Raw genomic sequence first — 12,584 nt, forward strand, 5'->3', positions numbered from 1 at the left:
CAGGCCCGTTAAGCGCCTTCAGACATTGACCCAGCCGCCGCCCAGCGCTTTATACAAATCAATCTGCGCCAGCAGCAGGTTATTTTTCACCTGCACGACGCTGGTCTGGACCGAGAACAGCGTGCGCTGCGCGTCCAGCACGTCAAGATAGGAGGAATAACCGTTGCGATAGCGATTCTGCGCAATGCGCAGCGTCTCCTGCGCCACATCCTGCTGGGCAAGCAGCTCCGTCAGCTGTTCCTGATAGCGACTTATCGCATCAAGGCTGTTGTTCACTTCGGCAAACGCGTTACGCACGGTTTTTTCATAGGCGTACAACGCCTGGTTACGCTGGGACTGGGAAATGTCCACCTGCGCATTCAGCGCCTGGCGGTTCAGCAGCGGGGCGAGAATACTGCCCCCGACGCTCCAGAGTTGAAGCGGGTTGTCCAGCAGGCCGGATAGGGTGCGATCCTGAACCGATCCGCTGGCGGTCAGGTTGATCGACGGCAGCAGGCTGGCGCGCGACGCCGCGAGCGAGGCATCCGCCGCCACCAGCTGGCGTTCGGCCTGGACGATATCCGGGCGGCGGTTCAGGAGCGCAGAAGGCAGCTGCGACGGCAGCGTCAGCGGCGTCAGTGCCGCGAAGCTTGCGCTGCGCGCCACGTCGCCGGGGTTGCTTCCCAGCAGCAGGCTCAGGGCATTCTCCTGCTGTGCAATCTGGTGCTGCAGCACGGGCACCTGCGCCCGCGTTGAGCGCAGTTCGGAATCCGACTGCATCAGCTCCAGGCGCGAGCTGTAGCCCGTCTCAAACTGACGTTTCGCGAGGTTAAAGGCCTCCTCGCGCGATTTCAGCGTGGACTCGGTCACGCGCAGCTGTTCGTCAAGCGAGAGCAGGGTGACGTAGCCGGAGGCAACGGAGGAGGCAACGGTCAAATCCGCGGCCGCGGCGGCGGCTTTTTGCGCCTCCAGCGAGGCTTCGGCAGCGCGCGAGGTGCTGCGGTTGACGCCCCAGATATCCACGTCATAGCTTGCCGTCAGGCTCCCTTTGTACAATGTGCCGTAAACCGGCAGCCCGGTCGCAGCGGATTGTGAACGGGCGCGCGTCCCCGTTACGCCCGCTTCAAGCGAGGGAAACAGGCTACCGTCGGCCACATAGACCCGCGCCTGATACTCGTTAATTCGTTCGCGGGCGATCAGCACGTCGCTGTTATGCTGTAGCGCCTGGTCCACATAGCGGTTCAGGTGGTTGTCATGGAAATTACGCCACCAGAGCTGCTCCGTCGGGCTGGCAGGGCCGGAGACGGTGCGCCACTGGGTGGGGATGTGTAGCGTCGACTGCGCTGGCTTGACGTCAACGGACTGGCATCCGGCCAGCATGACCACCGCCACCAGCACGGCTATCGGGCGAAGGATCATTACTTCGCCTCCCGTGTATCAATGGTCACCTGTACCGACATCCCCGGACGCAGCAGCGCGGAGTCTTCTGGCTTACCGAGCACCTCAATGCGCACCGGAATACGCTGGGCTATTTTGACAAAGTTGCCTGTGGCGTTGTCCGGCGTGATGGCGCTGAACTCCACGCCGGTTGCCGGGGAGATGCTCTCCACGCGTCCCTGATACGCTTTGTTGTTCAGGGCATCAACGGTGAATTTCACCGGCTGACCGACGCGCAGCTCCGCGAGCTGGGTCTCTTTAATGTTGGCGATGACCCAGTGCTGCGGCGGCACCAGGGTGGTGAGGTGCGTCCCGGCGGTCACGTAGGCCCCGAGACGCACGGCGATCTGGCCGAGCTGACCGTCACGCGGCGCCACAATGCGGGTGTTTTGCAGGTCAATCTGCGCCAGCTCCAGCGCCGCTTTGGCGTTTTCGACATCCGCCTCCAGCGCACCGCGGTTCACAATCACCGTCTGCAGATCCTGACGCGACATCTCCAGCGCGGCTTTCGCCTGGTCGATGTCGGCGCTACCCTGAGCGGCACTGGCCAGCGCGGCGTCGCGCTCGCGAATGGAAAGCGAGCCGTCCGCCGTCAGCTCTTTCACCCGCTTTAAATCCGCCTGGCTTTTCAGGCTCTGGGCGCGGGCATTTTTCAGCGCAGCGTCATTTTTGGCGATCGTTGCTTCGGCGCTTTTACGCTGCTGCAGGTTGTTATTCAGGGCGGCAATTTTCATCGCCAGCTGCGCCTCGGCCTGGTGCACACGCTGACGGTAGATACGGTCATCAATCTGCAGCAGCAGGTCGCCTTTTTTGACCTGCTCAAAGTCCTGAACCTTCACCTCGGTGATATAGCCGTTCACCTGCGGGCTGATAAACGTCGTCTGGCCGCGCACGTAGGCGTTATCGGTAAACTGCGCGTGACGGGTGAACGGCGGCAGTTGCCACGCATAAAGGATCACCAGTACGCCGACGATACCGATGGCTGCGGCGGTGAAAACGGAAACAATGCGCACATTTTTGCGGGTGTTGGCCTGCTCTTTGGCGGCATCCTGCTGACTCATAAACTCTCCAGAACTCTTTCAATTATTTGTTGCCGGTGGCGTTCTTCAGCGCCAGACGGGCAGTGATGCGCAGGCGCAGCAAGCGCCATAAAATCCAGACCAGCGTGGCGGCAGCGATGCTCGCCGTCAGCAGATAAGTATCGTTGTAAGCCAGAATATTCGCCTCCAGCGCGGTGACCGTTTGTAGCTGCGTTATCGCCTGGGTACCCAGCAGCGCGCTGTCGCCAATCAGGCTTTTGTACATTTGGGTATAAAGCTGAATTCGCTCGTTGACCAGCGGGTTGAGCGTGGTGAGCTGGTCCGCCAACAGGCTGGAGTGGTACTTCTCGCGCCAGGTCTGGAAGGTGCCGAGGATCGCGGAGCCCAGCAGGCCACCGAGGTTCTGGCTCATGCCAAACATTACCGAGAAGCTGACCAGGTTACGCGGGTCGGCGATCACCCCGCCAATGGCGGCCAGCATAGCGGGCGCCAGGAAGAAGGCGCTGCCGAAGCCCAGCAGGAACTGGCTTACCATCAGCTGATCCGGACGGGTCAGGTTGTTGGACTGGCTGTCCAGCAGCGAGGCAACAATCATCAGCGCCAGAGACGTGATGATTGGCCACGCCAGTTTCGTTGGCTTGATGGTGAGACAGCTGGTGACGATCCCACAGACGATCCCGGCGAAAATAGACCACGCCAGGTGCGTCATCTGCTCGTTCTGTAAGCCCACATACTGCAGCCAGCCGATGACGCCGGTGTTCTGCTCGGCCAGCACGATTCGGATCAGCAGCATAATTAGCCCCAGGCGGACGATGCTGCCGCTCGACAGCCAGCGGGTGTTCAGCAGCGGGTTGCTGCGGTTATGTTCAAAGACGATGGCTGCGACAATCAGTACCAGCGATAGCGCCAGCGACCAGCCGATCCACGGCGCTTCGAACCACCAGTCCAGACGGCCTAAAGAGAGCACGGCGCAGAGGAGGGCCATCCCGGGAGCCATTAAAAAGAAGGTGATAAAGTCTTTTTTCTCGAAGACCTTGCGCCGGTCGCCCGGCGGCAGTTTTAAGGCTATCACGCAGGCCAGGGAGATCAGCGCCAGCCCCAGCTCGAAGAAATAGAGCCCGCGCCACTCGTCCAGCTGCAGCAGCTCGGTCGAAAACAGGCGGGCCAGCGGGATGGCGAGCGACGATCCGGTGATGCCGATGGTCAGCGCCTTCAGGCGGTGCTTCGCAGGCCAGGCCTGGATTTGATAGTAAATCCCCAGCGAGCTGAGCGCGGCGGCCACCATGCCGTGCGCGGCGCGAACCATCAGCGCCGAGCTGAGATCGTTTACGAAAAGATGGAAGAAGGTGACCAGTACGTACAGCACCAGAAAACCTTCCGTAAAGGCGCGCAAACCGTACTGCTGGCGGAATTTCACCAGCAGCAGGTTGATGGAGATGTTGGTCATCACATAGACCGCGGGCAGCCAGGCGATTTCGGTGGACCAGGCCCCGAAAGTCCCCTGCAAATTTTGCAGGTTGGCGGTCACCACCGCATTCCCCAGCGCCCCCGTCAGGCAGACCAGCAGGCCCACGACGCCGTAGGCAATGCGTTTTGGCGTACTGTGTTCGGGCGTGGAGGGCGAACCCAACAGGGCGGGTTTCTCATGTGGCTGCCACTCGCGAGGAGCATAAGGGTCGCGTTCGGGCAGGCGCATAACGTCGTTTACCTTAGAAATGATTGAATAATTAGCGGGCTAGCGATTCTACGACTCCCGCAAATGATAATTCAAGTGAATATGATTTACGCATGTTAATCAAATGGTGAAGGGAAATTTAAGGAAAAAGAGCGGCCCGCAGGACGGGCCGGGAAGGGTCAGAGACGTTCGGGCTGCGCCTGGATGAGAGTGGCGCGCTTAACGCGGCTGGCGCAGAAAATCGCGATTAAAGAAATGGTCACCGTGACGGCAAGATACCAGGCCACCGGCACCCAGTCGCCGTCGTATTTTGCCAGCAGTCCGGTGGCAATCAACGGCGCGGTACCGCCAGCCAGCGCGGCACCCAATTGATAGCCGAGCGTAATGCCGGTGTAGCGCACGTTTGCACTAAAGATTTCAGAGCACAGCGTGCCGAGTACCGCGGTGACAGGTGCCCACAGCACGCCAAAGGCGATGACCGTCGCGAGCACGATACCCCATGTGGTGCCGGTATTGAGCAGCATAAACCACGGTACGATAAACAGGCCCAGCACGAAGACGCTGATCGCGTACATGCGCTGACGGCCTACCTTATCGGAGAGCAGCCCCATTAGCGGGATCATAATGGTCGCCACCAGCGCACCCAGCGTCACGGCTTCCAGCGCCTGCGATTTCTGATACGTCAGCGTGCTGGTGGCATAGCTCACCACGAAGGTCGAGAAAATATAGAACGGCGCGGTTTCAACCACCTTCAGACCGGCGGCAATCAACACTTCACGCCAGTGATGCTTCAGCGTATCGCGCAGGGGAGCCTTAGCCACCTGACCGGACGCTTTGACTCGCTGAAAATCGGGCGTTTCATCAATATCTTTGCGGATCCACAGGCCGAGCAACACCAGAACCGAGCTCAGCAGGAACGGGATGCGCCAGCCCCAGGAGAGGAAATCCGCCTCGCTGAACAGGGTCATCAGCGAGACGATAAAGGTCGCCATCAGCATGCCGATGGTCACGCCCGCCTGCGGAATGCTGCCGAAAAAGCCTTTACGTTTTTCTGGCGCATATTCATAGGCCAGCAGCAGCGCGCCGCCCCATTCACCGCCAATGCCCATCCCCTGAATGATGCGCATCAGGATCAGCAGAGCGGGCGCCCACAGGCCAATCATCTCATACGTGGGCAGCAGGCCAATCATGACGGTTGCACCTCCCATCAAAGAGAGGGTCAACACGAGGGTTTTTTTACGTCCGATGCGGTCGCCAATGTGGGCGAAAAGTACCCCGCCAATCGGGCGAATAAAGAAGGTTAAGGAGAAAGAGAGATAAGAGAGAATGAGTCCGATCACCGGATCGACCATCGGGAAAAAGATCTTATTGAAGACCAGCGCGGCCGCCGTACCGTAGAGAAAATAGTCAAACCATTCAATGGCGCTCCCGGTAAGGCTGGCGATTAACACCTTTTTATTTTTACGTAACACCGTCGTCGTACTTTCATGTTCTGTCATGACCTGAAACCCCGCCACGTTGATGATGAGAGAGGTGTCACCTGGCGCGCTTCAGGTGCAACCTGTGATGATGAAAAAGGTTGTGAAATTGTTAAGCAACTTAGGGTTGGATGTTGCGTTTGGCAAGCGCAAGGGGGATAAAACTGGTCAGATCACGGGGAAATAAGCAGCGCTGGGTGCTTTTTCATGACGCCTGTACAATACAATGTTTTGTAAGGCTGGAAATCAAAAGCATAATAGGCAGGTGCAACCCGATGATTTTTGGATGTTTCTGGTTATTTCAGAAAAATGATAAATTCGGTGCTTCAACAACGTGAGGAGTTCACCATGGTTCAGCCCCATTTTCCCTTTCTGGCAGATGCCACGCTGGCGGCCATCAATACTGTCGGTGAATGGCTGGCGCAGGATGACCTGAGCGCGACGCGTCCGCTCCCGGAAGTCGATGCGGTAATTCTGGCAGGAAACGCGGTGATCCCAACCATTGACGCGGCCTGCCGGATGGCCTCTCAGCAAGACGTGCCACTTCTGATTAGCGGCGGCATCGGGCATTCGACCACCTTTTTATATACCGCGATTGGCAGTCATCCGCGTTATCACACCGTACCGGTCACGGGGCGGCCTGAAGCGAGCATTCTTGCCGACATTGCGCGGGCGTTCTGGCAGATCCCCGAGGCGCGGCTGTGGGTTGAGGATCGCTCCACCAACTGCGGTGAAAACGCGCGTTTTAGCTGGAACTTGCTGAAACAGCGTCATCGAACGACCGGGCGGGTGCTGGTGGTGCAGGATCCGACGATGCAGCGCCGCACGATGGCGACGTTTGCCCGCGTTTGTCGGGATGAGCCCGTTTCACCGCAGTGGCTCAGCCATCCGGGGTTTACGCCGACACTGCAAAACGGAAACGAGGGCGTGGAATTCAGCGAGGGCAACACCGGCCTGTGGCCCGTTGACCGTTACCTTTCACTGGTTATGGGGGAACTGCCGCGCCTGTATGATAACGCCAACGGCTATGGCCCGGCCGGGCGGGATTATATTGCTCACGTTGAATTCCCCGAGGCCGTCACCGCCGCATGGAAACAGCTGCAGCAGGATCCTGTCCTGAAGGGTGCACGTAATATAATTTAGGCACGGAACAATCCCCTCGCCCCTTTGGGGAGAGGGTTAGGGTGAGGGGTAGGTGGGAAAAATCACAGCGCCGCAAACTTATCCAGCGTCCGCACCAGCTGCGTCACAAACCCATACTCGTTGTCATACCAGGCAACGGCTTTCACCAGCTGAAGGTCTCCCGCTTCTGACACCTCCGTCTGCGTGGCGTCAAACACTGAACCATAATGTGAACCAATCACATCTGACGACACGATCTCTTCATCGGTGTACCCGAACGATTTATTGCCCTGCGTCGCCTTTTTCAGCGCGGCGTTGATCTCCTCAACGGTCACTTTCTTGCCCAGAATGGCCACCAGTTCGGTAACGGAGCCCGTTTTAACCGGCACGCGCTGCGCGTGGCCTTTCAGCTTGCCGCTGAGCGCGGGGATCACCAGACCGATGGCTTTGGCGGCGCCGGTGGTATGCGGAATAATATTCTCTGCCGCCGCCCGTGAGGCGCGAAGATCTTTCCCGCGCGGGCCATCCACCAGCGCCTGGGTACCGGTATAGGCGTGAATGGTGGTCATGGTGCCCACCTTAATTTCAAACGCGTCGTTCAGGGCTTTCGCCAGCGGGGCGAGGCAGTTGGTGGTGCAGGAGGCGACGGAGATGATGGTGTCACCGGCGTCAATGGTGTCGTCGTTCACGCTGTAGACGATGGTTTTCATGTCGCCCGCAGGCGCAGAGATCAGCACCTTCTTCGCGCCCGCGTCCAGGTGCGCCCGTGATTTTTCTTCAGACGTATAAAAACCGGTGCACTCCACGACGATATCCACACCTGCGGTTTTCCACGGAATATGCTTTGCCTCTTTTTCGGCATAGACCGCTATGGTTTTACCGTCAACAATCAGCGCATCCTCGGTGAAATCCACGCTCCACGGGAAGCCACCGTAGTTGGAATCATGCCTGAGCAGGTAGGCCAGCACTTTCGGGGAGGTGAGGTCGTTGATGGCGACGACGGTATTACTGTCCTGGGTTTCAAGAAGGCGACGCAGTACAAGGCGCCCAATGCGTCCAAAGCCGTTAATGCCAATTTTACTCATGGTGTTCTCCTGTAAACGTGTCGATGCGACAGTTTGAACTCATCCAGGCTTAGACCATCACGGGCAGGGCGGCAATTGAAGATGCTTCATGCGGGGGGAAGTATTTGAAAAACCATACAGAAAAGTTAATGAATTTTTAAGGAAAGGGGATTATGTTGGCGCGGTAACTGTTTTTAATCGAGAAATCACATGCGCACTAAATATACAAGCCTGCAAATCGGCATCCACTGGCTGGTGTTTCTGTTAATCATCGTCGCCTACTGCGCGATGGAGTTCAGAGGTTTCTTCCCGCGCACCGCGCGTCCGGCGATCAATATGATCCACGTCTCATGCGGGATCGGTATTCTGGTGCTGATGGTGACGCGTCTGCTGGTTCGCCTGAAGTTCCGCGCGCCGCCGATTCAGCCGAAGCCAAAAGCGATGGTGACGGGGATGTCTCATCTGGGGCATCTGGTGGTGTATCTGCTGTTTATTGCGCTGCCGCTGATTGGCATTGTGATGATGTATAACCGGGGCAGCGACTGGTTTGCCTTTGGCCTGGCGATGCCGCATGCGGCGGAGTCCAATTTTGACCTGGTGGATACGCTGAAGGCGTGGCACGAGACGCTGGCAAACCTGGGCTATTTTGTGATTGGCCTGCACGCGGCGGCGGCGCTGATGCATCACTATTTCTGGAAGGATAATACCCTTCTGCGCATGATGCCGAAAAAGCGTTCGTAGTCTTCTCGCCCGGCGGCGCTTCGCTTGCACGGGCCTACAAACGGCTCTGAATCGTAGGCCGGGATCGCTACGCGTCACCCGGCTTGTTTTTAACCCAACAGAGCACGCTCTTCGGCACTTAACGCCAGCGCCTGGGTTGACCCCGTCTCAGACGACTTCACCGCCGCTTCCAGCACGGCCATGACTGCCAGTGCCTCAACCGGGTGGACCGGATTGGTGATTTTCCCAAGCAGCGCGTCACGCACGTTGATGTAATACTGGCGCTGATCGCCTTTCGGGGTAGGGATCGTCTGCGATGCGCCGTCAGCGCCAAAGAACACCATACTGTCGCTGTCTTCGCCCCAGGCTTCACTCCCAGGGATAACCCCGGAGAGCAACTGTGCTTCCTGCTGATCGATTCTGGCCTTCACCACGCTGCCCTTGTCCCCGTGGACGGCAAAGCGCGCAGTACCGCCTGCCACCAGCATGCTGGCGTGCAGAATCACCTTATGTTCCGGATAGTTTAAGACCACGTGCGCCCAGTCGTTGATTTCTGCGCCGTCGCGCAGCGTCGCGATATTCCCCTGAACCGACTGCGGCAGGCCAAAGAGCTGTAGCGTCTGGTCGATAAGATGAGGCCCCAGGTCAAACCACAGGCCGCTCCCGGGGACATTCTGCTCGCGCCAGCGCACGCGCACTTCCGGGCGGAAGCGGTCGATATGCGACTCCAGGTGCTTAACCTTGCCGAGCGTGCCTTGCTCAATGACCTGCTTAATGCCGAGGAAATCGCTGTCCCAGCGGCGGTTGTGGAAGACAGAAAGCAGTCGCTGCTTTTCCTCCGCCAGGGCAATCAGGTCGCGGGCTTCCTGCATGTCGAGGGTGAAAGGCTTATCCACGACCACGTGTTTACCTGCGTTTAGGGCCAGCGTCGCCAGCGGGGCGTGCGTGGCGTTGGGGGAGGCAATCACCACCAGGTCAACATCAGGATGCTGAATAGCCTCTTCAGGGGTGGCGACCACCTCTACGTCCGGCAGATCGCGTTTCACCTTCTCTTCATCACGAGAAGAGACCACGGCCAGCTTAAGCCCGTCCACAGACTGGATTAACGGGGCATGGAAAGTTTTGCCCACAAATCCATACCCGATCAGCGCAATGTTAATTGTTCGAACTGTACTCATGAACTTCTCCACGTTAATTCGCGCACACCGTGACCTGCAATGCGCCAGGGTCCCCAAGCTCAGGCCAGGGACGATCTAAAAAGAGTTGTTGAATGTTAGATAACCCGGAAACCAGATACGGTTCGCAGCGGTTGACTTTCAGGTGGTCGGCAACAATCCAGTGCGCATGGCTTGCGTCTAGCATCGCGCGTTTAACCTCGGCATCCGCTTCTTTACCGGCGCTCAAACCGAGTTCAGCATGAATGGCGCACGCCCCGAGGATGGCGATATCTGCCCGATAGCGGGACAGCAAGGACAAGGTGGCGCTTCCGGCAAACAGGCGCTGCTTATGGTCCCATTTCCCGCCGAGCAGGATCAGTTCAACGTCTTCCCGGTCGCTAAAATGCTGGGCGATATCCAGCGACGTGGTAATGACGGTGAGCGGCCCGCGAAGAAAGGAGGCGACAGCCATCACCGTGCTGCCCGCATCCAGAAACAGGGTAGAACCCGCAGGAACCTGCTGTGCGACCTGTTTTCCCAGGTGCTGTTTGGTTTCCGGCAGCAGCGTATTGCGGCCCTGGCGATTCATGGCGGAAAGATTCAGCGCGATGGCCCCACCGTGGTTCTTCTGCGCCAGCCCCTGGTTTTCCAGGTCGGTCAGATCCCGACGGATGGTATCGGCTGAAACCTGCAGCTTTTCTGCCAGCTCGGTGATGCTGGCCTGGCCTTGCTCGCTCAGGATATCCAGAACGTGGCGTTGTCGTGCGGTTTTGTGCATCGGTCTGCGTTCCTGCAAAATGTCGCAATAGTTTGCATAATACAGCATTTTAACGCAGAGAAAAGGGCAACGTCGTTTTGATGTCGTGGAGAGGCGTGATGATTCAGATGCGTGATTATTAAAATTGTATTAACCAGGTATAAGTAAGCTGTTTTGAATGTTAACCACAATGTTATTGTTATGTTTTATTTAACGATTTGGGTTATGTAACCACTACACTCCTATTGTCTGGATTTTTATTCTGTTAAATGTTTCTAGCGTGGTTTTTGATTGCTTTAATTAGTTTATTAATAGCATTAAATTCTAATTTTGCTGGTTTGGCTACTTAAATTGACACTTCTTTGAAAATCTTTGTGTCTGACCCGCCCGGAAATTAACGCAAAAATGTGCAGGTAACCAATTAAGAATTTTCCTTAAATAACAGTCGGTTTATATGTTTCATCTGAAAGGTCATTTTAAGAGTTTTGTCCAGAAACCCCATCTTTTTTCTTAATTGTAACACCACATTAACATTGGGGGTGTAGTGGCTTATAACGCATTTTGTTATGCTGCTAACCACTTTAGGAAATAAGTAAATTCTTAATTTAAATAAGACGCAGGCAGATCTCATCTCCAGAGGAAATGGGTATGGGGAGTTTTACCTAAAATTCGGCAAGGATGCGAAATAAGATATTTGTCTAATTATCTATACCTCTTTTTGGGTAATTGCTTCAGTGTCACTCAGAGTCAGGGAGATAAAAATGACGATATTGCGAAAGCCTATGTTACGTCGATTTACAGCAGCACTGGCATTCATTTCATTAGCCATAAATACGGCGTACGCCAATAGTAGTCAGGTGGGTATTGCCCCGGTTGCCACGACAACCTTAAAAGAAAGTATTCTTTTTGCCATCGATCGCGATCCGTCGATTAGTCAGCAGGCCGCGCAACTCGGTATTGGTCAGGCGCAAATAGATGAAGCGCGCAGCGGCTGGATGCCGCAAATATCGCTGAACGGCAGCACGGGCCATAGCCAGACCACCGATTCCAGCGGGTCGCTGAAGAATTCAGCCGCGTGGGGGCTGAGCCTGACGCAGCTGATATATGACTTTGGCAAGACCAATAACAGCATCAGCCAGTCTTCCGCCCAGCGCGATAGCTACCGCTACCAGCTGATGAGCACGCTCTCTGACGTGGCGGAAAAAACGGCGCTGAGCTATGTCGAGGTCAAACGCTATGCCGATCTGCTGCAGGCGGCAAAGGAGAACGTTCAGGCGCTAAAAAATGTTGAGCAGCTGGCAAAGCTGCGCGCCGACGCAGGCGTGAGCTCGACCTCCGATGAGCTCCAGACCCGCACGCGTATTGCCGGCATGCAGGCGACGGTCGCGCAGTATCACGCCGCCTTAAACAGCGCCCGCGCAAGGCTCGCGGTATTAACCGGAATGCAGGCCGATAACTTTTCGCCTGTACCCGCAAATCTCGCTGTTGAGCCTGATTCGCTCAACCGCATTGATTATTCGCTGATACCGGCGGTCATGGCCGCGCAAAACATGGAGCGCTCAGCCCAGTATGGCGTGGAAACGGCGAAGTCTCAGCACTGGCCGACCCTAAGCCTGAAGGGCGGACGTACCCGTTACGAGTCGGACAACCGTTCGTACTGGGATGACCAGATCCAGCTCAATATTGACGCACCGCTTTATCAGGGCGGCGCGGTCTCTGCACGCGTGCGGCAGGCTGAAGGGGCACGGGCCATGGCCTCCTCTCAGGTCGATCAGGCGCGTTTCGATGTCCTGCAAAAAGCCTCCGTCGCGCAGGCGGACTGGACCGGTGCACGGGGAAGAATGGAGGCCGGGAAACAGCAGCTGGAAAATGCCCTGCGCGCCCGTGATGTCTATAAAAATGAGTACACCCTGAGCAAGCGGAGCATTAACGATCTGCTCAGCGTGGAGCAGGATGTCTGGCAGGCCACCTCGGCGAAAATAATCGCTGAGTATGATGGCTGGAGTTCGGCAATTAATTATGCTTCCGCGGTTGATAATTTAATGCCGCTTATTGGAATAGAGAAAAACGCTGCCGCAAAACTACCCGATTTGAGTTAAAAAAAGACGCGTATTGTCGCGCAAAATAAGTCTGAAAATAATGGGTGTTTTTTCCC

The 12,584-nt window shown here is 56.7% G+C and carries 10 protein-coding genes; 3 read left to right on the plus strand and 7 right to left on the minus strand.

Annotation, left to right across the window (positions count from 1 at the left end):
* Window positions 1-18: 18 nt before the first annotated feature.
* The 4 genes from ACMGGU_RS08875 to ACMGGU_RS08890 form a co-directional block, all read right to left on the minus strand.
* Window positions 19-1,398: an efflux transporter outer membrane subunit gene (locus ACMGGU_RS08875; RefSeq protein WP_420300443.1), complete on the minus strand. Its 1,380-nt coding sequence runs from the start codon at window positions 1,396-1,398 to the stop codon at window positions 19-21.
* Window positions 1,398-2,477: an HlyD family secretion protein gene (locus ACMGGU_RS08880; protein ID WP_262749551.1), complete on the minus strand. Its 1,080-nt coding sequence runs from the start codon at window positions 2,475-2,477 to the stop codon at window positions 1,398-1,400. The genes ACMGGU_RS08875 and ACMGGU_RS08880 overlap by 1 nt, the downstream gene beginning before the upstream one ends.
* 22 nt (window positions 2,478-2,499) lie before the next feature.
* A complete protein-coding gene (locus ACMGGU_RS08885) occupies window positions 2,500-4,152 on the minus strand; it encodes an MFS transporter (RefSeq protein WP_045910485.1) in 1,653 nt (550 codons plus the stop codon).
* 158 nt (window positions 4,153-4,310) lie between these two features.
* Window positions 4,311-5,630 (minus strand): MFS transporter, encoded by a 1,320-nt coding sequence (locus ACMGGU_RS08890; RefSeq protein WP_046092563.1) that lies wholly within the window; start codon window positions 5,628-5,630, stop codon window positions 4,311-4,313.
* A 327-nt stretch (window positions 5,631-5,957) separates the two neighbouring features.
* Between ACMGGU_RS08890 and ACMGGU_RS08895 the strand changes: the two genes are divergently transcribed.
* The gene (locus ACMGGU_RS08895) at window positions 5,958-6,752 is read left to right on the plus strand and encodes a YdcF family protein (protein ID WP_420300444.1); all 795 of its coding nucleotides are present in this window, start codon (window positions 5,958-5,960) and stop codon (window positions 6,750-6,752) included.
* A gap of 62 nt (window positions 6,753-6,814) precedes the next feature.
* Here ACMGGU_RS08895 and gap read toward each other — a convergent pair whose 3' ends face one another.
* Window positions 6,815-7,816, minus strand: a complete 1,002-nt coding sequence (gap, locus tag ACMGGU_RS08900; protein WP_024908382.1) for a type I glyceraldehyde-3-phosphate dehydrogenase — start codon at window positions 7,814-7,816, stop codon at window positions 6,815-6,817.
* Window positions 7,817-8,005: 189 nt separating this feature from the next.
* Here gap and cybB point away from each other — a divergent pair, with 189 nt between their 5' ends.
* Window positions 8,006-8,536, plus strand: a complete 531-nt coding sequence (cybB, locus tag ACMGGU_RS08905) for a cytochrome b561 (protein WP_045910487.1) — start codon at window positions 8,006-8,008, stop codon at window positions 8,534-8,536.
* Between the two features lie 89 nt (window positions 8,537-8,625).
* On the opposite strand, the gene ACMGGU_RS08910 is transcribed toward cybB, so the two are convergent.
* Window positions 8,626-9,693 carry an oxidoreductase gene (locus ACMGGU_RS08910; RefSeq protein WP_262790806.1) on the minus strand — a complete coding sequence of 356 codons (1,068 nt, stop codon included), beginning with the start codon at window positions 9,691-9,693 and terminating at the stop codon, window positions 8,626-8,628.
* A 13-nt stretch (window positions 9,694-9,706) separates the two neighbouring features.
* Window positions 9,707-10,450, minus strand: coding sequence for a DeoR/GlpR family DNA-binding transcription regulator (locus tag ACMGGU_RS08915; protein ID WP_420300445.1), 744 nt, complete (start codon window positions 10,448-10,450; stop codon window positions 9,707-9,709).
* A 740-nt stretch (window positions 10,451-11,190) separates the two neighbouring features.
* Between ACMGGU_RS08915 and ACMGGU_RS08920 the strand changes: the two genes are divergently transcribed.
* Window positions 11,191-12,528 carry a TolC family outer membrane protein gene (locus ACMGGU_RS08920; protein ID WP_045910489.1) on the plus strand — a complete coding sequence of 446 codons (1,338 nt, stop codon included), beginning with the start codon at window positions 11,191-11,193 and terminating at the stop codon, window positions 12,526-12,528.
* Window positions 12,529-12,584 lie beyond the last annotated feature (56 nt).

The sequence above is a fragment of the Enterobacter sp. BNK-8 genome (genome assembly GCF_048685095.1).
Lineage (GTDB): Bacteria > Pseudomonadota > Gammaproteobacteria > Enterobacterales > Enterobacteriaceae > Enterobacter > Enterobacter quasiroggenkampii.